The 20,919-nt window shown below is 69.8% G+C and carries 21 protein-coding genes; 10 read left to right on the top strand and 11 right to left on the bottom strand.

The window, feature by feature from the left end; genetic code table 11:
• Window positions 1-346: 346 nt before the first annotated feature.
• Window positions 347-1,420 carry a hypothetical protein gene (locus tag PPSIR1_RS38245; protein WP_006976655.1) on the bottom strand — a complete coding sequence of 358 codons (1,074 nt, stop codon included), beginning with the start codon at window positions 1,418-1,420 and terminating at the stop codon, window positions 347-349.
• Window positions 1,421-1,538: 118 nt separating this feature from the next.
• Window positions 1,539-1,916, bottom strand: a complete 378-nt coding sequence (locus PPSIR1_RS45055) for a helix-turn-helix domain-containing protein (protein WP_157596410.1) — start codon at window positions 1,914-1,916, stop codon at window positions 1,539-1,541.
• A gap of 236 nt (window positions 1,917-2,152) precedes the next feature.
• Between PPSIR1_RS45055 and PPSIR1_RS38235 the strand changes: the two genes are divergently transcribed.
• Complete coding sequence (locus PPSIR1_RS38235; protein WP_157596411.1) at window positions 2,153-2,641, top strand: hypothetical protein; 489 nt, start codon at window positions 2,153-2,155, stop codon at window positions 2,639-2,641.
• Window positions 2,642-2,649: 8 nt separating this feature from the next.
• Here PPSIR1_RS38235 and PPSIR1_RS38230 read toward each other — a convergent pair whose 3' ends face one another.
• The gene (locus PPSIR1_RS38230; protein ID WP_006976652.1) at window positions 2,650-4,068 is read right to left on the bottom strand and encodes a serine/threonine protein kinase; all 1,419 of its coding nucleotides are present in this window, start codon (window positions 4,066-4,068) and stop codon (window positions 2,650-2,652) included.
• Window positions 4,069-4,105: 37 nt separating this feature from the next.
• Here PPSIR1_RS38230 and PPSIR1_RS51405 point away from each other — a divergent pair, with 37 nt between their 5' ends.
• From PPSIR1_RS51405 to PPSIR1_RS48795, 3 genes are read left to right on the top strand one after another with little or no spacing between them, the layout of a single operon-like run.
• Window positions 4,106-4,639: an RNA polymerase sigma factor gene (locus tag PPSIR1_RS51405; RefSeq protein ID WP_086002067.1), complete on the top strand. Its 534-nt coding sequence runs from the start codon at window positions 4,106-4,108 to the stop codon at window positions 4,637-4,639.
• A 33-nt stretch (window positions 4,640-4,672) separates the two neighbouring features.
• On the top strand, window positions 4,673-5,389 hold the full coding sequence (locus PPSIR1_RS48800; protein WP_157596409.1) for a hypothetical protein: 717 nt from the start codon (window positions 4,673-4,675) through the stop codon (window positions 5,387-5,389).
• Between the two features lie 17 nt (window positions 5,390-5,406).
• Window positions 5,407-6,399, top strand: coding sequence for a hypothetical protein (locus tag PPSIR1_RS48795; protein ID WP_157596408.1), 993 nt, complete (start codon window positions 5,407-5,409; stop codon window positions 6,397-6,399).
• Window positions 6,400-7,259: 860 nt separating this feature from the next.
• Here PPSIR1_RS48795 and PPSIR1_RS38220 read toward each other — a convergent pair.
• Window positions 7,260-7,541: a DUF1330 domain-containing protein gene (locus tag PPSIR1_RS38220; protein WP_006976649.1), complete on the bottom strand. Its 282-nt coding sequence runs from the start codon at window positions 7,539-7,541 to the stop codon at window positions 7,260-7,262.
• Window positions 7,542-7,638: 97 nt separating this feature from the next.
• Here PPSIR1_RS38220 and PPSIR1_RS38215 point away from each other — a divergent pair, with 97 nt between their 5' ends.
• Together PPSIR1_RS38215 and PPSIR1_RS38210 are read left to right on the top strand one after the other, a co-directional pair.
• Window positions 7,639-7,992: a winged helix-turn-helix transcriptional regulator gene (locus tag PPSIR1_RS38215; RefSeq protein ID WP_045117576.1), complete on the top strand. Its 354-nt coding sequence runs from the start codon at window positions 7,639-7,641 to the stop codon at window positions 7,990-7,992.
• Window positions 7,993-8,471: 479 nt separating this feature from the next.
• The gene (locus PPSIR1_RS38210) at window positions 8,472-9,374 is read left to right on the top strand and encodes an ROK family protein (RefSeq protein ID WP_006976647.1); all 903 of its coding nucleotides are present in this window, start codon (window positions 8,472-8,474) and stop codon (window positions 9,372-9,374) included.
• Between the two features lie 15 nt (window positions 9,375-9,389).
• Here PPSIR1_RS38210 and PPSIR1_RS38205 read toward each other — a convergent pair whose 3' ends face one another.
• Window positions 9,390-10,229 carry a DUF4380 domain-containing protein gene (locus PPSIR1_RS38205; RefSeq protein WP_006976646.1) on the bottom strand — a complete coding sequence of 280 codons (840 nt, stop codon included), beginning with the start codon at window positions 10,227-10,229 and terminating at the stop codon, window positions 9,390-9,392.
• A gap of 273 nt (window positions 10,230-10,502) precedes the next feature.
• Here PPSIR1_RS38205 and PPSIR1_RS38200 point away from each other — a divergent pair, with 273 nt between their 5' ends.
• From PPSIR1_RS38200 to PPSIR1_RS38190, 3 genes are all read left to right on the top strand, one after another.
• Window positions 10,503-10,994 (top strand): glutathione peroxidase, encoded by a 492-nt coding sequence (locus PPSIR1_RS38200; RefSeq protein WP_086002066.1) that lies wholly within the window; start codon window positions 10,503-10,505, stop codon window positions 10,992-10,994.
• A gap of 154 nt (window positions 10,995-11,148) precedes the next feature.
• Complete coding sequence (locus PPSIR1_RS38195; RefSeq protein WP_006976643.1) at window positions 11,149-11,430, top strand: YybH family protein; 282 nt, start codon at window positions 11,149-11,151, stop codon at window positions 11,428-11,430.
• Window positions 11,427-11,570, top strand: a complete 144-nt coding sequence (locus PPSIR1_RS38190) for a hypothetical protein (protein WP_198154708.1) — start codon at window positions 11,427-11,429, stop codon at window positions 11,568-11,570. The genes PPSIR1_RS38195 and PPSIR1_RS38190 overlap by 4 nt, the downstream gene beginning before the upstream one ends.
• A gap of 47 nt (window positions 11,571-11,617) precedes the next feature.
• On the opposite strand, the gene PPSIR1_RS38185 is transcribed toward PPSIR1_RS38190, so the two are convergent.
• The 5 genes from PPSIR1_RS38185 to PPSIR1_RS38165 are packed head-to-tail and all read right to left on the bottom strand — an operon-like array spanning window position 11,618 to window position 19,153.
• On the bottom strand, window positions 11,618-12,307 hold the full coding sequence (locus PPSIR1_RS38185; RefSeq protein WP_006976641.1) for a hypothetical protein: 690 nt from the start codon (window positions 12,305-12,307) through the stop codon (window positions 11,618-11,620).
• Window positions 12,308-12,327: 20 nt separating this feature from the next.
• Window positions 12,328-14,427, bottom strand: a complete 2,100-nt coding sequence (locus PPSIR1_RS38180; protein ID WP_006976640.1) for a DUF4388 domain-containing protein — start codon at window positions 14,425-14,427, stop codon at window positions 12,328-12,330.
• Complete coding sequence (locus PPSIR1_RS38175; protein WP_006976639.1) at window positions 14,411-17,821, bottom strand: [protein-PII] uridylyltransferase family protein; 3,411 nt, start codon at window positions 17,819-17,821, stop codon at window positions 14,411-14,413. The genes PPSIR1_RS38180 and PPSIR1_RS38175 overlap by 17 nt, the downstream gene beginning before the upstream one ends.
• A gap of 17 nt (window positions 17,822-17,838) precedes the next feature.
• Complete coding sequence (locus PPSIR1_RS38170) at window positions 17,839-18,768, bottom strand: hypothetical protein (RefSeq protein ID WP_157596407.1); 930 nt, start codon at window positions 18,766-18,768, stop codon at window positions 17,839-17,841.
• Between the two features lies 1 nt (window position 18,769).
• Complete coding sequence (locus tag PPSIR1_RS38165; protein WP_006976637.1) at window positions 18,770-19,153, bottom strand: DUF7009 family protein; 384 nt, start codon at window positions 19,151-19,153, stop codon at window positions 18,770-18,772.
• 32 nt (window positions 19,154-19,185) lie between these two features.
• Between PPSIR1_RS38165 and mobA the strand changes: the two genes are divergently transcribed.
• Complete coding sequence (gene mobA, locus PPSIR1_RS45050) at window positions 19,186-19,791, top strand: molybdenum cofactor guanylyltransferase (RefSeq protein ID WP_157596406.1); 606 nt, start codon at window positions 19,186-19,188, stop codon at window positions 19,789-19,791.
• On the opposite strand, the gene PPSIR1_RS38155 is transcribed toward mobA, so the two are convergent.
• Window positions 19,788-20,919, bottom strand: a 1,132-nt coding sequence (locus PPSIR1_RS38155) for a hypothetical protein (RefSeq protein ID WP_045117575.1), incomplete at its 5' end; no start/stop codon positions are given. The genes mobA and PPSIR1_RS38155 overlap by 4 nt on opposite strands.

Here is a 20,919-nt window from a genome sequence, read left to right as displayed (position 1 = left end):
CTCCCCCGCGCCGGGCGGACCCGTCGCGGGGCCCCCACCCCAGGCCCGGCCCGGGGCGGGCCGTTGGTTGTCGGTGGGGTTGGGGGCCGCTGGTCGACACGCGATTCGCGGCTCGAATCTTCCGAGAAGTTGCGAGTTGTCAAGAACAGTTCACGGCCGAGTTCATCATGGGGAAGCTCGCCACCGATCGCATCATCTTGGACGACCATGACTCATGAGGCCTGGGGACAGACTCACGGCTCGGTGAGGTTCGGTGGTTCAATGCTGGCGGGTGTCTTCGATTTGGACCTCGCGGCTTGTTTGTCGCTCTGCCTGGCCAATGATGCAGACGCGCCGAGCAGTCAACTCAAGGCAAGCGCGTCGCCGTGGCAGACACCGCCCGCGCTTCCTCGCTGAGCAGGATCAGCTCGTAGCGCCCCGCCGCGAGCTCCAAGGTCTCACCCTCGCCCTGCGCATCGATCACCCGAACCGGTCCTTCGGGTGCCGCGCTCGTCGAGGGGGGGACCTCGCCCTGAGCTTCGAAGTCGTCGCCTTCGGGCTTGACGAGGATGTCCTCGTCCGGACAGCGCTGGATCATCAGGGCGCTCGCGTCCGAGTGGAAGCGATACTCGGCGCGCTCGTCCAGGTCGAGGACGCGAAAGCCCCCGAGGCCCATCGGGGCCGCGAAGGTGTCATCGTTGGCGCAGTCGAGCTCGATTGACCCGCTCCAGCTCCCCGGCTCGGTCTCGACGAACTGGGGGTGCTGACACGGCGCGAGCTGGCCAAAGCTGTAGGGAGCGCTGTTCGAGTAGTCGGCCTCGGCCTCTGCGAGGGTCTGGCCGGTGGTGGCCTCGAAGGCCTCCAGGGGCTCGCGCGGGTCCGTCAACACGTCCCGGACGACCTGCGGGCCGTGCGTGGCCCAGACCCAGCGCACGAAGTGGCCGGCGCTGGGGTAGTCCACGTCTTCCTCTCGAAAGAAGTTGTCCGAAGGCGCGACCGAGCCCACAAAGGTTCGGCGCATGTCGAGAGCTTCGGCGAGGCCTTCGGACCACATGGCGGATGGATCGCCCAAGGGGATGGCCACGGCGTGGACGAGCTCGTGGCCGACCTCGCTCTCTCGGGCGTAGATCGTGCTGATCTCGCGGTAGAAGCAGCCCCTGTCGTTCGAGCAGTGGTCGCCCGGCCCCGATTCGGACTGACCGGGCCACAGGTATACGTCGACTTTGCCCGGGAGCTGCGTGGCCAGCAGCTGCTCGACGTTGGCGACGTGGCGCTCTAGACGATCGAGATCACCGCCGCACAGCTCACGACCATCGGCAACCCCGATTCTGAGGTTCTCCGTCTCGTAGGTGAGCTCGAAGGGGGCGTCGTCGTTGCAGGCACTCCCGACGCCGACGAGCAGCGCGAGGAATTCGATGGAGGCGAGGCGGGTCGGAGTCATTCGACGCGGTACGAGAGTACTACTCGCTCGCCATCGTGCAGCACCGCGAGCTCGAAGGCGCTCTCCCGACAGGACCTCGTAGGGCTTGGAGAACGCCGCGAAGCTCAACCGGTGGGCGTCACGACTCCTCTGGAGCGTCCGGCTCGTCTGACTCGTCCCCCCAGTCGCGGAGCAAGACCTTGGCGACTTCCAAGAGCATGCGGAGGTCTTTCTCGCTGCGGCCGATGAGTAGATCCGCGAGCTCGCGTTCGAGGGGGAGCATCCCGATCTCGTAGCTGGCGAGGAGCGTCGACAACCGAAGGCCGTAGCCGCTAGCCAGTCGCAAGAGCGTGTTCAGAGTTGGCGAGAAGGTCCCGTGTTCGAGGCGACGAATGGTGTCGCTCGACAGGTTGGCTCGCTCGGCCAACACCTCTTGGGTGAGGCCGCGAGCGTTGCGGAGGTTGCGAAGATGCTTCCCGAACCCGCGAGGGTCGAGGCCGAGGATCTCAGCTCCCACGAGCTCGCCTCTGGCGTCGAGAGACTGCACGGCTGCGCAGAAGTAGACGGAAGAAGTGCACGATGGCCATCACCTGCGCAGGACAGGCACACCATGAAACGTTCGCGGTTTTTTGATTTTCTTCGCCGAGCAGCAAGCACGCCCCCGTGCGTAGCGGCTTCCGGCACGGCCCAAATGCCCCTGAACAGCTCAGAACCGGTCCCTGGAGGCCCCGCGGGTAGCATTTGCTCATGCTCATGCATCGCCCGCTCATCCTCTCCACCGTCTTCGCTGGCCTGGCACTCGTGCTAGGTGCTGCCCCTGCTCACGGCCAGTATCGTGATCTGTGCGACAGCTCGAAGGTCTGCCAGTACACCGGCCCGAACGCGCCCATCCTCGACGCCGACGTGTGCCTGGACCCGACGGGCACCGTCCGCCTCAAGGGCACGGCCGCCTGCGCGACTGGACATGTTCCCTTCCACGTCCGCCACGGCGAGGTCTACGAGCCACTCCAGCAGCTCGTGGTCGCCTACGTGCCGCTACAAAGGGCCTGCTCCGTCCCTGGCCTATGCGAGCCCAAGACCGAGTACAGCACCGGCGAGTCCAACGAAGAGGTGATCTGCTGCATCGGAGCCGTGTGCTGGCCGGGGTGGGACTGCGACGGGACGCTCTTTTGGTGCGAGGACGGCGTCAGTAACGAGGACGGCACCGTGACTTGTTTTGACGGTGAAGAGCTCCTCGACTGATCCGTGGGTCAGAGGCGGTTCGTCAGCCGGGCCAGGTTGGCTTGGCTGGTCTCGAGTAAGGTGAAGTCGACGGCAGCGGCAGCGGCGGACGCCGAGGTTTCCGCCGCGATGGAGGCAGAGCCTGCCCCAGCGGCCAAGCTCGTCGCTGCGGTGGAGGCCGAGGCCGCAGCGTCGGCGACCGCAGCGACTGGGGCGGTGTCAGCGGCCCTCGCGCTGCGGCTCAGGGAGATCGTGATGGACCAGGCGTAGACCGCCGACTCGTACTCGCCGGTCGCCTCCAGTTGGACAGCGGACTGCGCCGCTAGCCTGGCAAAGTAGCCTTCCAGCCGCGCTGCTCGTGCGCTCACCGAGCCGGCCCGAAGCGCGCGCGTGACCGCGTCTGCGTCCTGCTGAGACAACGCGGTGTTGAGCGCCAGCACCGCCTCATCGGTCTTGGAGAACGCATCCGAGCCTCGGGGTAGCTGACCCGGGGGGTTCTGGAGGGAGTGAAAGCCTGCCCAGCCGAGGATCAACGACAAGCCCAAGATCCCAACGCCCCAGGGCCAGCGCCGAGACTCCTGTGTCTCGCGCAAGGCCTCCAGGAGCAGGGTCATCGTCGGCCACCGGTCTCCCGGCAGCGGGGCCAACCCGCGGCGCAAGACTGGCCTGAGTCGACGGGGGATCCGAGTCGCCCCTTGGGGCGGCTCCTGGATCGCGCGGAATCGCGTCTCCAGCTCCCGACCTTCGAGGGCGAAGGGGTTACGCCCGCTCAGCGCCTCCCACAGGCTCACGCAAAAAGAGAACTGGTCACCCTGCTCGCCTACCCGCTGACCTCGCAAGGCTTCCGGGGGGAGGTAGGCGTATGTGCCGTACACCTGCTCCGGCGAGCCGACTTCGCCGTGCAGGGAGTCCAAGTGCCGAGCCAAGCCGAAGTCCAAGACGACCGCTCGGCCTTCCCCGTCGAGGCGGACGTTCCCCGGCTTGAAGTCACGATGAACCAGCCCTTGGCGATGCGCGGCTTCGAGCCCCTCGCCAGCCTCGAGGTAGCGCTGGACGATCGCGCGGGGGCTCTTTCCCTGGCACCACTCCCCCAGAGTTGGCCCTTCGAGCAGTTCGAGCACCAGGTAGCGGTAGTCGTCCTTCGCGCCGTAGTCGTGGATCCGCACGACGTGCGGGTGATTGAGCTCCGCGAGCAGCTTGCCTTCCCGCTCGGCCACCTGGAGGTCCCCGAGCGGCATGACCTTGACGGCCACTTTTCGCCCCAGCTGGTGATCTTGGGCAAGAAAGACGGTCCCGTAGCTGCCTTTCCCGATCCGGTCCAGGAGCTCGAAGCGGTCAGCGATGCGCACCGACTGCGGGTACTGGTCAGCCCCGAAGGCCTTGAACATCCGGGCCTCGTAGAAGGCGTCCTCGATTGAGAGGATCGCGTCTGGGGGACTGTCTTCCATCGGGACGCCCGACCATGGTAGACGACTGGTCACCCGCATGCAGAGCGACGCCGAACTCTTCGCAGCCGCCAGTCAGGGGGATCAAGATGCCTTCGCGGCGCTAGTCCGTCGGCACAGGCGCTGGGCTGAGCTCTACGCACGCAAGTGCGGTGCGGGGGCCGACGCGGCCGATGTCGCCCAGGAGGCGTTCCTCAAACTGCTTCGCTCAGAGGAGCGGGAGCTCCGAAGCAAATCCCTGCGGGCACTCTTGCGAGTGGACATACACTTCCGGGTGCTTAGACTACACCAACGACGCGCCCGACAACTCCCGTTGGCCCAAAGCTCTGCTTTCCCCGCTGGGGAGACTGACATCAGCGACATGGCACGTAATCGACGAATAGTAGGCCTTGTGCAGGCGGCCATTCAGCGCTTGCGGAGCTCGGAACGTCGACTACTCACTCAGCACTACACGCTGGGGATGCGTCCCGTCGAGATCGCTCAGCAAAGCGGACGTAGTGGGGCCGCTGTGCGCTCAGCGCTCTATCGTGCGCGAAACTCTCTTCGAGCTGAGTTGGGCTTAGTAGAACAGTAGAGTCTCAAGCCCAGGTTTTGGTATAACTGCACCATGGTAGGGGACGACGAAGCCAAACCATACCCACATCCCAAGATCCTTGCGATTGACTACGCAGGAGCGTGCGCCAGTGCCATTCGGAGTGCTGGCTACAGTGTCCAAGAAGGGAGTTTTGGCCGCCCTTACCCGATCGAGCCACATGATGGGTACTCTAATGTCGATTACAGTACAGCACGTCTCGGCGGTCACACCGAGGCTGAAATCGTTTTTATTAACACTGCGATGCTTGATGCCACCGCAGACCGTCCCACACCTCCGGGGCCAGGAGTTGATGCCATTTGGATGTCCTGTAAAAGCGGAAGGACCGATCCAAAGCCTCTTGTTATGCATCAGGTCTCCGGTGCTCTCGACAGAGTTTATGAGAATGGCGGAGTGTTCATTGTCAGTCTTGCGGCTCAATATCAAGCAACATACCACCAGGGGGTGTCGTACGGGAGGGATAGGGTTCAAGATACTATCAGTCCTGCGAAACTGACAAACTGGGGGTTCCTCAGCTGTATGAGTGACGTGGTATCCAAACGAACATTTGGAGAGGAAATATACTTTAGCGATATCTCAATAAATAATATTTTGTCAGAGGGGGCGGTTGGCGCCACTTACAACTGTACGCTCGCAACGGTCCCGCGCCGAAGGGGAGCCCTCAAGCCTCTCGCCCACAACAAGTACGGCCAAGTAGTAGCAGGATACATGGAGAGCGAGAAGGGGGGATAGTATTTCTTCTTCCCCATATGCCAAAGTTTGGGCAGGTCGCAGTTCGTTTTCTTGAAGAGGTGGTAGCGGCAGCCGCGCCTCGCCTGTTCCCCGGCCTGGAAGGCGAGAACTGGATGTATAGGCCCGAGTACGAAGTCCCGAAGGTGAATGAGATTCATCAGATGATTGGCCAACTGGAGTCCGAGACAAAGTCTCGCATAGAAGAGATGCATGCTGAGATCGGAAAACTACGAGCAGAGAATGCGGACTGGTATACGCTTATGACTGGTACAGGTGATTCGCTCGTTGCCGCGGTAATCCGAATTCTCAAAGTTCTCGGCTTTGCAGAGGTCATAGATGTTGATGATGAGATTGAGTCAGGTGATGACAGAACGGCAATGAGACGAGAAGATGTACGAATCGAGGATACGAGTCCTATTCTTGTCGTTGATGTAAAGGGTGTTCAGGGACATCCGGAAGACTCTGAGTGTCAGCAGGCTGAGAAACATGCGCTAATGAGGGCGAGGGATCTGGAGCGAACAGACGTTCAGGCGCTAACCATCATAAATTCGCAGCGTTCCATGCCGCCGCAGCAGCGGGATCAAGTCGCGTTCCGCGAGGCCATCGTCAAAAATGCTGAGGAAACGAAATCGGGTCTCATGACAACATGGGACCTGTACATAATTCTGCGTAATGCACGCCAGAATCAATGGCCTTCCGGCATGGTGAAGCCGATATTCTATAGGGTCGGTCGGATAGAGACACATCCAGAGCACTATTCACATATCGGGAGTGTAGTGAAAGTGTGGAAAAAGAGAGGCGCATTCGGTGTAATCTCCAGTGAGGCGGTCTCTGTTGGAGACCGCCTCGCCGTATTTGTAGGGTTTGACTACATTGAGCTAGACGTTGACTCCATCGCTGTCGATGGGGTCAACGTGGAACGAGCCGAAATAGGCTCGAACTGCGGAGTGGCAACTGATCTTGCAGACTTGGTCAAAGAAAAGTGTAGGGTGTTTCGTGTCGCTCGCTGAGCCTAGCCGTGCTTGGGTGCCAACGAGACGATCTAGACGGAGCGTGACACTTCCCGGCTGCAAGAGAAATCAAGTTCGAGCAGCCAAGTCACGAGTTGACCAAGTGGACGGCGCACGCTCTGAGGCGTGGGAGGGCGTCCCCCATCGGCCAGACAGCTTGCACCTTTGCCCTCCTCAGGCCCACGCTTGAGGCACAACCCCAACCCCTGTCGAGTCACGGCGTCCCATCCTCTAGGATGGACCCCGCGAAGCAGCAGCGGCTCGTGGTTGAGAAAGCGACCCTCGATGACCGTGAAAATCCGCCCCTACCGCAACGGGGGCTACGAAGTGGACATCATGACCGGCCTGCCCAGCGGCAAGAGCCACCGAGAGCGCCGCAAGTCGCCGCGCTCGTCCAAGGCTGGGGCAGGAAGCGCGAGCGCTGCCTGCTGGTTCATGGTCCGACGCGCCGTGCCTCGAGAGAGGACACGGACCAACCCAAGAAGGAGGTCCCGACCTTCGCCGAGTTCGCGCTCCGCTATGTGGAGGGGCAGGTCAAGGGCACCGGCGCCAATCCGAGCACAGCCGAGACGATCGAGCGGCACCTGCGGCTCCACGGACAGGCGCCTCGACGAGCTCGAGCAAGAGGGCTCTGGAGGCCCCTCCGCCGCACCAGTGAGAGCGCCAGCCCGGCGAGTAGGACCGCCGGGCTTGGAGACATGGTGGAGATGGCTCTCCATCTCGTTCAAAAAGCCTAGTAAAATCAAATGGTTGTCGCCGTTGGGCTCAGGGCCTCACCCAGGCGTGGCCCTCGTCGGGCCGTTGGTCGTGCTCTGGCCAGTCACTCACCGGCGCGGGTGAGTGCGCGTCCGCGGGCTCGCTCAGGCGAGCAGGGACAGGCGCATGGTGGCGACGCCTTGGCGGGCGCGGACGGCTGCTTGGTAGCCGTCGGAGTGGAACCACTCGCGGGCGACCTTGGGCGAGTCGAACTCGATCACGGCGACGCGCTCGGCGTCGTCTTGGCCTTCGAGGGCTTCGAGGACGGCGCCTTTGAGGAGCATGCGGCCGCCGTGGGCTTTGACGCTGGGGCCGGCGAGGGCCCGGTATTGCTCGAACTGCTCGGGGTTGTGGACTTGGGTGCGGACCAGGACGTAGCTGGGCATTGAGTGTTCTCCTTTGGGTGCTTCCGAATGAGAAGCGATGGGTGGAGCTTAGGGTGCTTCTCATTCGGAAGCAAGCGGCGAGATAGACTCTCGGCCCATGAGCGGCGACACACCCCGGCCCGGTCGACCCGTTCGCGGCTCTGCGACGGGGCGGCCGATCATGGCCTTGTTCGACCTGCTCGGGCGAACGTGGGCCATGGGCATCGTCTGGCAGCTCGCCGATGGGCCGCAGACCTTCCGGGGTCTGCAGGGCCGCTGCGATCAGGTCTCGGCCTCGCTCCTCAACCGGCGGCTCAAGGAGCTGCGGGACACGGGGCTCGTCGGGCGCAGCGAGGGGGGCTACGTGCTCACGGAGCTCGGCGAGGAGCTGGCGGCGCTGCTCAAACCCATGGGCTCGTGGTCGCAGCGGTGGGCCGAGGCGCTGCGCGAGTCCGAGGACTCGCCCGCGTAGAAGTCGGCTCGAGCTCGACAGGTTGGATGCGCAGGCGAGAGGGCCCCCGCGCGAGGGCCAACCATGACCGAGGGAGCAAAGCTCTCTTGCTCCTTTCTGTCCCGGACTCCCGTCCCAGACGGCTACGAGGCCGGAATCGTTCAGCTGCTCGAACAGGGTCTCGAGGGGGCGCTCGGTGGCCTCGCGGCGGGGAGTCGAACCCGTTGCGCTCCAAGGTCCTGACTGCCCTTTTGGCGGACCAGGCCCCGGCCGGCGAGGAGGGAGTCGTTGCTCTTTTCGCTCCCAGTCCTGGTCAAAGTCGTGCTCTGGCCCGCGCCGAAGGGGAGGGCAGGGCAAGTCTAGGACGACGAGCTGCCCCGAGGATCGCGTCGTTGAAGGTCCGCACGGTTGGTTTGGCGTTGTTGAAGTCCGCAGGTCATGGGTGATAGCGTGGTGGAGCGCGGCCCTTGCGTGTGGGACCGCCCGGGAGGCACCACGAGATGCGGATGGGAATCGACCTCGGCGGGACCAAGATGGAGGTCGTGGCGATGGATCAGATGGGCGAAGTCCGGGGCCGGATCCGAGTCTCCACGCCCCAGGAATATCCAGACATCATCGCCGGGCTGGTCAAGCTCAGAGATCGCCTCGAGCGGGAAGTCGGGCCCATCCAGACGATCGGGGTGGGCACGCCGGGCTGCCTGTGCCCGCACACCGGGCTGATCAAGAACGCCTACAACACGGCGCTGCAGGGCCACATGCTCGACCGCGACCTCGAGGTTGCGATGAAGCGACCGATCCGCGTGGCCAACGACGCGAACTGCTTCGCGCTGTCCGAGGCGACGGACGGCGCGGGGGCTGAGCAGGACGTCGTGGTCGGGGTGATCCTGGGCACGGGCGTCGGCGCGGGCTTGGTGATCAACGGCAAGGTGCTGCACGGGCGCAACGCCATCGCGGGCGAGTGGGGCCACAACCCGCTGCCGGGGATCGACGCCGACGGTGAGCGACGCCCGGTGTGCACCTGCGGCCGGCGGGGCTGCATCGAGGCCTACCTGTCGGGCCCGGCGATGCGCCGCGACCACCTCGAGCGCACGGGCGCGGACATCAGCGCCAAGACCATCGCCAACCTGGCCGAGGCGGGGGACGAGGAGGCGCAAAAGACCCTCGAACGCTACGGCGATCGCCTGGCCCGGGCCCTGGCCGCGGTCATCAACTTCATCGACCCCGACGTGATCGTGCTCGGCGGCGGCGTGTCCCAGATCCCCGCGCTCTACCGCCACGTCAAGAGCCGCTGGGGCGAGCACGTGTTCTCCGACCGCGTCGACACCGAGCTGCTGCCCAACCGCTTCGGGGATTCGAGCGGGGTGCGGGGCGCGGCCTGGCTGTGGTCGCGGGACCTGGACTAGTCTCGCGGTACTCGCTCAGGGCGCGCCGATGCGCTCGCGCAGGTCGAGGGCCAGCGCGGCGAGGCTCGCCCTCTCCGTGCGCGGGACAGGGCAAGGCGCGACGTGGGTGCGGACGCCAAAGGCCAGCTCCGCGCCCGGCTCGATCGACGCGTAGGCGCCCTGGACCTCGAGCTCGACGTAGCTCCCGTCCTCGAAGGCGAACAGCTCGACCTCGCCCTCGCCGGGGGCCTGGTCCGCGGGGGGCGTGTCGGTGAAGCACTTGAGCAGCAGCAGATCGTCGACGCAGTGGGCGAGCAGGCCGCCCTCGCCGTCGGCGTGGAGCTTGCGGTTTTGCCCGGGCGCGAAGGCGGCGTGGTCGAACCAGCTAAAGCCGGCCTCGGTGTCGGGCTCGAGGGGGCCGTGGGGCGGAAGCTCGGTGAGCGCGGCGCGGCCCGTGGGGAAGAAGCTCAGCCCGCCCGGGAACACGCGGCTGACCTCCCAGCAGGCCATGGCGAAGGGGGCGTCGCCGAGGTTGGTGATCGCGTAGCGCAGGTCGATGGACCCGCCCGCGACGACCGCGGCGCGCTTGGTGATCTGGAGGCGGCGCGGGCCCATGGTCGCCACGGGGCTGCGCAGGGTGATCGCGCTCGGGCCGTGCTCGACGAGCTCGTAGGGCTCGGAGTCGACGGCGGCGACGGGCGGCCAGCCCCAGTCGGACTGGGGGCTGGTCCACAGCGTGGCGCCCCAGTTGTCGGGGTGGACGCTGGGGGAGACGAGGAGCTCGCGCGCGCCGTGGCGCAAGCTGGCGATGCGACCGCCGCAGGCAGGGTCGAGCTCGAGGGTGAGGGACTCGGAGCGGAGGCTGGGGCGTGTCATGGGCAGGGGGCCGGGGCGAAGCTGGAGTGTAGGCTCGGCTGCGACGGAGCTCCACGCCGAGGCTGCCGAGGGCTCCGAGCTGCTCTCGCGCTGGAGCTGGCTGCGTCTGCCCCCTGGGGCGAGCTTCGAGGCTCGGGCCGGGCCCGAGGGGGTGGCTCGAGGCCGGGCATCTCGGCAAGGTCCGCGGCCTGAGTGCTGCCCGTTGAAGCGCCGCAGCAGGCAGCGGCGCTCCCATCCCTTGCAGCGCGGCCTCGGCTCGGCTCTAATCGGGCCATGCCGAGCATCTACGACTTCGAGGTCGAGACCATCACGGGTGAGCGCTACTCCATGGACAAGTACCGTGGAGACGTGCTGCTCATCTTCAACACGGCCTCAAAATGAGGCTTCACGCCGCAGCTAGGTGAGCTGCAAGCACTCCACGAGAAGTACGCCGACCAGGGCCTGCGCGTCCTCGCCTTCCCTTGCAACCAGTTTGGAAAGCAAGAGCCGGGGACCAACGCCGAGGTGCTGAAGTTCGCGCAGGACCGCTACAGCGTGACCTTCCAGATGCACGCGAAGATCGACGTCAACGGCAGCAACGCGCACCCGCTCTACACCTTCATCAAGGCCGAGAAGCCGGGGCTGCTGGGCACCAAGGCGATCAAGTGGAACTTCACGAAGTTCCTGGTCGACCGCCAGGGCAAGGTCATCGAGCGCTTCGCGCCCAAGACCACGCCCAAGAGCCTGAGCGCGCAGATCGAGGGCCTGCTGGCCCAGCGGGCTTGAGGGCCGAACGCCGCTGCAGCCCAGCTTGGCTGCAGCGGTGCCTTCAGGCTCCCAATCTCGCCATCCAATTCTCGATCCGGCGCTGCCAATCCTTGGGTTCACCCCCGCGCGCGCGTCGGGGCGGCGCGGCATCTCGCGTGATAGCGTGCCGCCGATGGACAACCGAGACGACGACGTCGCCAAGATCGAGGCCCTGCACGACGCTTGGATCGCGGCGGCGGAAAACCGCGACGCCGAGGCGTACATCTCGATGTTGACCCCGGACGTGGAGCTGATCTGCCCCGGCGTCCCCGAGCCCATCCGCGGGCGGGAGGCGTACGCGGCCATGCTCTCGGGCGCCTTCACGGCCCTGCACTTTCCCTGCTTCCCCAGCTCGAAAAGCGGGAGATCGAAGTGCACGGGGACGTCGCCTTCGCGCGCAACGACACCATCGTGAAGTTCGCCCCCTTGGGCCAGAGCCTCGACGAGGCCGCGCCCAGCGACCGCCGCTTCCTCGACGTCTACAAGCGCCAGGACAACGCCCATGGCTGGGGCGTCCACGAGCACATCTGGAACGACCCCGACGGTCCGCAGTGAGCGAGCGCTAGCAGCCGCCCACCCGGGGCGGCCGGGGTGGGCGACTGCTAGCGCAGCTCCTCGAACTCGGTCAGGAACACCGGCCGGGGGTGGCGGAGGACGAGGGCGAAGCGGCTGTCCTCGTCTTCGGCCATGAGCAGCCGGCGCTGGGCGTGGATCCACTCGCGCGCGCGCGGATCGGGGGGCAGGGCGCCGCGGCTCTCGGCGTAGTCGAGGCGCACGAGCAGCTCGGCGCCGGTGGGCAGCAGCTGCGCGCGCCACAGCAGGCGCCGGGCCTGGGGGAGGCTCTCGGCGAGGCCGTCGGCGAAGGCCGCCCGGGCGCGCTCGGCCGTGGCGTGGGCTTCGACGTTGCGCCGGGGGTTGGGGGCGAGGCCCTCCCCGACGCAGCGCAGCGCGTGATGGACCGAGGCCACAGCGGCGCGCGAGCGGGCGGTGTCGAGGTCGTCGAGCCCAGTGTCGTCGAGGGCCTCGCGCACGGCGAGGGCGCGGCCGTGGGCGTCGGCCAAGGTCGTCGGCGCGAGCCCGGCCGCGCGCTCGCGCAGGGCCGCCCGGGCACCGACGAGGGCCGTCCGCAGCATGCTCCGGTGCGGATCGAGTCCGCGCAGGTCTGCGCCCAGGGAGCGCCCGGCGCAGTCGAGGGCCCAGCGCTCGAGGGCGCCCGCGGGGACCCGCTCCCGCGCGCTGGTCAGCTCGACCAGGACGAGGAGGTCTCCGAGGACGTCGGGCTGGGCGCCCATGGCTTGCTAGCTCTTCCGGCTCACACCAGCTTGTCCATCACGTCGATGGCGAGCTCGTCGTAGGGGTCGATGTCGAGGGCGCGCTGGGCCGCGTCCTGGGCCGCGGCGTTGTCCCCCTGGGCCACGTAGACCGCGCTGCGGTAGGCGTAGACCATGGCCAGGTTGGGGTTCATCTCCTCGGCGTAGGCCAGCAGCTCGAGGGCGTGGTTGGCCATGTCGGGGGTCTCGCCGCTGGCCTGGAAGCGGGCCCAGGCGAGCATGGTGTGCAGCTCGGCGACGTCGATGCCGAACTCGTAGGCGGCCTCGAAGTGGGCGACGGCGTCGTCCCAGCGAGACTCGGCGATGGCGCCCTCGCCATCGGAGAAGCGCTTGGCTCCGCGCACCTCGGGGGTCTCGCCCGAGTCGTCGTCGTCGCGGTGGGCCATGGTCAGCTCGGCCTCGGAGTAGTCGCTGCCCTCGGCCAGGTCGCCGAGGTCGAGGTTGACGTCGTCGAGGTCGTCGAGGCCGACGAGGGCCTCGCCGTCGCCGCCGTCGCCGTCGAGGGCGAGGTCGTCGTCGATGTCGCCGAGGTCCGCGGCGAGGTCGGCCAGCTCCGAGCCCTCGCCCTCGTCGTCGAGGGCGAGATCGCCGAGGTCGGCGTCGAGGTCGAGGTCGTCGAGGGCCGCGTCGGCGCCGTCGAGGTCGAGGTCGTCGCCCAGGTCGCCGTCGAGGGCGAGGTCGCCGACGTCGTCGTCGAGGCCCTCGGCCAGGGCCGCGAGGCCGTCGCCGCCGTCGAGGGCCGCGGGGGCGGGCTCGCCCTCTTCCTCGATCTCCTCGAGCTCTTCGATCTCCTCGAGCTCTTCGATCTCCTCGATCTCTTCGATCTCCTCGAGGTCTTCGGCGTCGTCCTCGGCCGCGGCCTCGAGCGCTGGGGGCTCGGGCTCGGGCTCGGGGGCCGGAGGCTCGGGCTCGGGCGGGAGCGCGTCGTCGTCGTCGTCCTCGAGCACGGCCGCGAACACGCCCGACTCCGCCGGGTCGGCGACGAGGGAGCTCTGCTCTTGGCCGTGGACCTCCTCGAGGCCGGCGAGGGCGGCCTCGGCCTCCTCGAAGGTCTCCTCGGGGGCGTCGACCTCGGCCGCGCTCAGCAGCGAGGAGACCTCGAGGGGAGCCGCCGCAGGCACGCCCGCGTCGAGCTCGGTCCCGATGTCGTCGCCGGCGTCGTCGTCGTCGTCCTCGTCGAACTCGTCGCCGAAGTCGACCTCCGGGCCCTTGGGCAGCTCGCCCGGCAGGGGCGTGTCCTCGAAGGTGGTGATGGTCAGCTGCGCGGCGTAGCCGGGCTCGAGGGTGGCGTTGGTCGTGCGCCGGCCGTCGGCGGGCTTTTCGGGGTGCTCCCGGCTCTTGCGCGAGTTCTTGGCCAGCTTGGCCACGCCGGCTTGGATGGCGGCGTAGAGCAGCAGGGCCGGGGAGGGGACGGGCGGGTCGGCCTCGGCCTCGAGCAGCTCGGCGATGGTCGACGAGCCGTCGAGGCAGCCGAGGAAGTAGGCCTCCTCGGTCATCACGTCGAGCTGCAGGCCGTGGTTGGGATCGACCAGGGGGTAGCGCTCGAGGTAGGGCTCGAGGGCCTTGAGGGCCCGCTCCTCCGGGGTGGTCTCGATCAGCGCGTTGACGATGATGCCCTGGGCCGAGGTCGGGAAGCGCAGGCCGTAGTCCTCACCCTCGACGTCGGGCTTGAACTGGTAGCGCGCGTCGTCCCACGCGAAGATGTCGTAGAGCTTGTGGCGCAGCTGGGCCTCGAGGCCGTAGCGCAGGTTGCCCTCGCTGAGGATGCCCATCTCGACGAGGAGCTCGCCCTGCTTCTTGCCGGTCCGGCGGATCGACTCGAGGGTCTGGTCGCACTGCGACTGGGTGATGAGGCCCTCGCGGGCGAGGATCTGACCGAGGCACTCGGCGGTCACGTTGGAGCGCACCGAGATGGGCTCGCCGCCGTTGAAGAACACGACTTTCTTGGTCTTGCCGTTGAGCAGGAACAGGCTGCCGGTGGTCTTGGTGCGGGCGATCTGTCGGACGATCTTGGGGAAGGGGCTGCGGCGCAGCGTGCCCTTGAGCGGGAAGCCGAGGCTGGTTTCAGTGTTCTCCGGCATGGGCGTCGGGGGGGTCGGCGAGGTGGCGGTCGAAAGTATCGCGTACCTCGCTGCGGTGGCGGTCGAGGTTTGCGAGGAGCTCGTCGCGATCCGGGAGGCCCATCCTACGCGCTAGGGCGGTCAGACGGGGAGAATTCACAGCCAGGCGGTCCCCCTGACCGCGGCCGCTCGCCCGCGTCATTCGCAGTCGGTTGAGCAGAAGTCGCAAAAAGCGGTAGGCGCGGTCGAGTGCCTGGGCCTCGGCAAGGCCGATCGCGCCTGCTTCGGAGAGCGCGCGCAGGGCCGCTGGGATCTCGCGCGCGCGCAGCTCGGAGCTGCCGGCCCGGCCATGCCGAAGCTGGAGGGCCGAGACGAGTAGTTCGAGCTCGAGGCAGCCGCCGCGACCGGTCTTGACGTCGATCACTTCGCGGCTTTCCCGCGCGAGCTCGACCGCGATCCGCTCGCGCAGTCGGAGGGTCTCGCGGGCGATGGCTTCGGGCTCTTCGTCCGCAGGCCACAGCGATCCGGGCACGACCTCGTCGACGATGCGCTGGCACAGCCTGTCGGGCGCGCCGGGGGCAGTGTTGGAATTGGGCTCTTTCGTGGTCTTGCCGAAGTGATGCTCGGCGACACCGCGCATGCGGACCAGGGCGAGGCGCTCCCAGACCGCGACGGGGCGGGCGTGGTAGCCGAGAAAACCGTCTAGAGAAGACACCAGCAGGCCCTGGCCGCCCGAGGGGCGCAGGCGCATGTCGACCTCGTAGAGCCGGGCCCCGCGGATCCGGGCCTCGAGCCGGGCGATGAGCTGGCGGCTGACTTTTTGTGCAGCGTCCCGGGCCGCCGTGGCCGAGATGCCGGGGTCCGGCTCGTAGACGAACATCAGGTCGAGGTCCGAGCCGTAGTCCATGGCCTGCATCCCGAACTTGCCGAGGGCGAGGACGGCGAGGCGGAAGCTGGGCTCGTCGCTGCTGCTCTCGCGCCTGCGCTGGGCGAGGTCGCCGACGAGCTCGCGGACGAGGAGCTCGGCGAGGTCCGAGAGGGCGCGCCCGATGATCAGGGGATCGGGGCGGCGAGCGAGATCGTGGAGGCCGATGCGGACGAACTCGCGGTGCTTGAACACGACGAGGCGGGCGTCGAAATCGTCGATCTCGGAGTTCGTGCAAAAGTCGAGGAGGCGCTCGCGGAGCTCCGCGGCCCGGGCCAGCTCGCTGGCCGCGAAGGCCTCGAGCAGCAGGGTCAGCCCGCCGTCGCCGGCCATCGCCCCGGTGCCCGGGAAGCCGATGAGCCCCCGGGACAGGGGCTCGCTGGCGCCGAAGAGTTCGGCGACCTGGCGCACGAGGGTGCCGTGCTCGGGGGCGCCGAGGACCCGCCAGACGCCGAAGTGCGCCGGTCGCTGCTCGGCGAATTCGATGTAGCGGCGCACGGCCTCCACCGGGTTGGCGCTGTCGAGGCAGGCGAGCAGCAAGGCCCGGGCGCCGACGCGAGCGGGCGCGGTGGCGGGCCCCGAGGCGGTGACCGCAGCGCCCGGGCGACCGAGGAGATGTTCGAGCATGGCCCCGACCTCGTCGACGGCCCCGGGCCACAGGCCGAGGCTGACCAGGGCCTCGCGCCGGGCCGAAGCGGACGCGCCTGGATCGAGGGCGAGGTCCTGGGCGAGGGCGCGCTGGCCCTCCTCGCTGGTGTCGGCGAGCTCGGACTCCCCCGTGAGCGTGCCGGTGATCGCCTGGACCTGCCCGCGCAGCTCGGTCAGCGTGGCCTCGAAGCTGGTCCGGTCGCCGGGGATGCGCGGGGCCGTGGCGGCGCTCGAGCCCTGGCGCAGGTGCAGCCAGGTCGCGGGCGCGCCCACGGCCAGGCGCCGGGCGAGGCCCTCGCGGCCTTCGGGGGTCACGGGCACGAGGTGGGTCTGCTGCCCGTCGGCGAGCTGGACCCGGTGCTCGATGCGACGCAGCACCCGGTAGGCCCCGCCGAGCACGTCGTGCTCGCGGTCGCTGATGAAGCCCCCGGCCGCCAGGCGATCGAGGGCGCGCAGGGTGGCGCGCTCGCGCACGGCGGGGTTGCGGCCGCCGTTGAGCAGCTGGAGGGCCTGGACGAAGAACTCGATCTCGCGGATGCCCCCGGCGTCGTGCTTGAGGTCGAGGGCGCCGGGCTCCGCGGGCTCGCGCGAGGGCGGCGGGGAGGCCGGGGAGGTCGCTACCGGCGTCGGAGCGGGGCTCGAGGCGGCGAATTTGCTCGGGGCCCGGCGGCGGTGCGTCGCCTTGGGGCGTCGAGCGCTGCGTCGCGGCGCGCCGAAGGGGCCGAGGGCGGCGGGCTCGGGCTCGGCCTTGGGTTGCCCGAGCTGCGCCCGCGCGGCGACTCCGGTCGCGCCCAGCCCCCGGTGCGCCTGCGCTCGAGCCCGCTTCATGACCTCGGCGATCTCGCTGAACACCTCGGGGCCGAGGCTGCGCGGCCACACGAAGGGCTCGAGGCGGGCGAGCAGCGCCTCGCCGAGGCCGACGGCGCCGGCGATGGGCCGGGCGCGCAGCCAGGCCTGGCGCTCCCAGCCGCGGCCGTGGCGATCGAAGTAGCGCTCGAGCGCCGAGGCCGAGATCGAGAGGGGCCCGCGGGTGCCGAAGGGGCGCAGGCGCAGGTCGACGTGGAACACGGGCCGCCACGCGCCGCTGCCCTCGAGCAGGCGCAGCACGGCGCGGAGCTGGTCGTGCAGGCGAGCGCGCTGGCGGTGGGCCTGGACCTCGTCGGGGGCGTCGATGGCCCCGTCGGCGTGCACGAACACCAGATCGATGTCGGACAGGAAGTTGAGCTCGGACCCGCCGAGCTTGCCCATGCCAAACACGACCACGGCCGCGCGCAGGCTGGGGTCGACGGCGTCCATGGCCGCGTCGACGCAGGCCGCCGCGAGGGTCGAGAGGGCGCCGCCGACCTCTTCGAGGGGGGCGTGGTCGAGCTCGCGCAGGCACAGGCGCAGGTACTCGCGGGTGCGCACGAAGGCGATGCCCTCGGCGGGGCCGCGCTCGGCGACGGCGCGGACGAGGGCTTCGCCGAGGGCCGCCCGGTGGTCGGCGGGGGTCTCGGTCGCGCGCGCGAGCTCGCGGCTGGCTGCGCTGCCGAGCAGGCGGATCAGTCGGGGCGGGTAGCTGCCCTGGTGGAGCAGCGCGGCGAGGCGCGTGACCGCGTCCGCTTCGGCTGCATCCCCTGCTTGGGCCCACAGCGACTCGGGCAGGGACAGGGCGCCCTGCAGCGCGGTGTCGGGGTCGGGGCCGTCGACGAGGGCCTCGAGGGTGTCGCGCCAGGTCGACGGTGGCAGGAGCTCGAGGGCGCCGCGGCGGGCCGCGTCGGGCAGATCGTGGAGGCGCGCGAGGGCGGCCCGGGGATCGTTCACGGCGAGCGCGGACGCGTCGAGGGAGGGGGGCTCGGCCACGGTCGGAGGATAGCGTTTTAGTCCGCGCTCGAGCCGAGCTGGCTCCGCGCGGCCTCGACCTGGGTGAGGGCGCGGAGCCGGGCCTGCTTGGCGGCGCGCTCGGGATCGTCGGCGTCGTCGAGCTCTCCGTCGGGGACGCGCGCGCGGACCTCCGCGCAAGCTCGGGTCGCGCGCGCGCTCGCCCGGCTGACCAGGGCGTCGATGGCCGCCCGGGCGGGTCCCTCGCTGGGCCCGTGGCGCTCGAGCCCGGCGGCGTAGCGCAGGCCCGTGTGGGCCAGGCCGAGGGCGAGCAGATCGCCGCCGACCGAGCTGCCTGCGTGGGGGTCGAGGCCGTGTCCTGCGCAGCGCGACCACATGGCCTCGCGGCAGCCCGCGGCTCGGGGCGCGGGGGCGGGTCCTTCGAGCGCGGCGCAGGTCGTCGCGGCGAGCTCGAGGCAGGCGGTGAGCTCGGCGAAGGGCAGCTCCTCTGGCAGGGGCAGCTCGTGCAGCAAGCTGGGCCCGACCAGGGCCGGCGCCCGCGCGGCTGCGTCGCCCGCCGCCGCGTAGGACTGCAGCGCCTCGTCGCCCATGGCCAGGGCGAGGGCGTCGGTCTCGACGAGCAGCACCCAGTCCGTGGGCCGCAGGAAGTCGGCGGGGGCCAGGCCCGCGACGCTGGTCTCGAGGGCGAAGGCGGCCTCGCCCTCGCGGCGCAACACCTCGACGCGCAGCTCGATGGGGGCGGCGTCGGGGCTCGCCTGGGCCGGCTCGACGAGGACCCAGGGCCCCGCGAAGCTCAGGCGCAGCTCGGGGCCGGTCCACGTGCCCCAAAAGGGGAGCGCGGCCCCGTGCTCGATGGGCGGGGCGTCGGCGGCCGCGTGCTCGGGCTCCGCACCGCGCCCGGAACCGGTCACGCAGGCACAGCCGAGGAACACGAGCACGAGCGGGGCGAGGCGGGGGCGGGGGGGCACGTCAGCAGCTGGCGCCTTCGGCCGCGCCCGGGTGGGGGAAGGCGTCGCTGTCCTCCTCGCCCGCCCGGGGCGCGAGGCACTGGAAGTCCTTCTCGATCAGCAGGCGGAGGCTCGCGCCGGCCTCGGGCAGGGCCTGCTCGTGCTCGATGCCGACCTGCTCGCTCGTCGCCCAGGCCTGAGCCATCGCCGCGGGCAACAGCACCTCGACGCGGTCGCCCTCGAAGCGGGCGCAGGGCTGGTCGATCGCGCCGACGGCGAGGGCGTACTCGAGGGCCCGGGGCCCAAAGCGGCAGGCCGCGTCGACTCGGCCGCGCTCGGCGAGCTGGCGGACCTCGCCCTGGGTCAGGCGCAGGCGCAGGGAGTCGGCTCGGATCCGGAGCTTCACGGGCGCAGCTTAGCAGTTGCTAAGCTGTGCGGGTGCGAGGCGCGGTGATCCTCGCGGGCGGGGGCTCGCGGCGCATGGGGGAGGACAAGGCCTGGCTGCCCGTCGCTGGCGTCCCGTGCCTGCGCCGAGTGGCCGAGGCCGTCGCGGGACCCTGCCCGGCGCTCGTGATCAGCGCGCGCCCCAACCAGCGCCTCCCCGAGCTGCCGCCGGGCTGCGTGCGCGTGGATGATCCGCAGGTCGACGCGGGCCCCCTCGTGGGCGTGGGCCTGGGCCTCGATCATCTCGCCGAGGCCGGCGTCGAGCTGGCCTACCTCACGAGCTGCGACGCGGCCGCGCTCTCGCCCGACCACGTCGCGTTCATGCTCGAGGGCCTGCGCGCCCGGCCCGAGCGCGCGGCTTGGGTCCCCGTGGACGCCGAGGGTCGGCGCCACCCCCTGGCCGCGGCGGTGCGCGTCCCGATCATCGCGGCCCGGGTTCGGGGCCTGCTCGCGTCGGGGGTCGGCCGGCTGCAGGCCGCGGTCGCGGGGCCGGACTGCCCGGGCGTGGACGCCTCGGACTTGCCCGATCCGGCGGTGCTGTGGCCGGCGAACACCCCCGAGCAGTGGCGGGCCCTCGAGCGCCACGTGCAGGGGCGCTAGTCGGCGGACTCCGCCAGCGCGTCGAGCTCGGCCGTGGCGAGGGCGAGCTCCCGACTCGCGGACACGCGCCGGGGGTCCTCGGCGGGGAGCGTGGCGAGGATGGTCGCGGCCGCGTCGAGGAGGGGGCGGGCGGCCTCGGCCTCGCCCTCGCGCAGGGCCACGGTCGCGAGCAGGAAGAGGTTGGGGAGCTGCTCGGGCGCGTCCGGGGCGAAGCGCTGGGCCTGGAGCTGGGCGAGGGCCAGGGCGTGGCCGCGGGCGCGCTCGAGCGAACCCTCGGCCAGGGCCGCGCGGGCCAGGGTCTCCTCGATGGTCGACAGGGCGCCGGTGTCCCGGGTCGAGGGCGGCCCCTGGCGCCACAGCGCCGCGGCGCGCTCGAGCTGCCGTTCGACCGCGGGGTTGAGCGCGGAGGGGTCCGCGGGGTCGGAGGCCTCGCGGGTCGTGGCGAGGGCGAACACGAGGGGCGCGAGGGCGGGGTGCTCGGGGCCGAGGGCGGCCTCGGCCTCGGTGAGGGCCCGCTCGCGCAGGCTCCGTGCGCGCTCGAGCTCTCCGGCGTCGAGGCGGTCGCGGGCCAGGGCCTCGAGGTAGATCCAGCGCGCCGTGCCCGGGCTCCCCTCGCTCGCTTCGACGGCGGCGTGGAGGGCTCGGCTCGCGGCCTCGCCCTCGCCGAGCTGGAGCTGGGCGCGCAGGAAGGCCCGGGCCGCGCGCGCTCGGGGGCTGGCGCGGGGGTCCAGGGTCTGGCGGCCGACATCGTCGGCGAAGGCCTGGGTCCCCGCCCACATGCTCGAGGGCCCGGCCGCGCGCAGGCGCAGGGCGAGCTCGAGCTCGACGGTGGCGCGGAGCGAGGCGGCCTCGGGCGAGGGGAGCCCGCGCCAGGCCTGCATCAGCGCGTCGAGGGCGACCGCTCGGGCGTCGGCGCTGGCGTGGGGCCCGTTGGCCTGGGCGCGGGCGAGGGCGAGCACGGCTCGGGCCTGGGGGCGGTCGTCCTCGTCGCCGTCGTCGAGCAGCGAGCGGGCGAGGGCGTGGGCGCGCTCGCCCTCTCCGAGGCTGAGGAGCGCGAGGGCGAGCTCGACGGGCTCGGACTGACTTGGCGCGACGGAGGGGTCGGTGCAGCGCGCCGGCGGGGGCAGG

Source organism: Plesiocystis pacifica SIR-1 (assembly GCF_000170895.1).
Classification (GTDB): domain Bacteria; phylum Myxococcota_A; class Polyangia; order Nannocystales; family Nannocystaceae; genus Plesiocystis; species Plesiocystis pacifica.
Note: the sequence above shows the minus strand (reverse complement) of the source record. Positions and strands in the feature narration are given on the sequence as shown.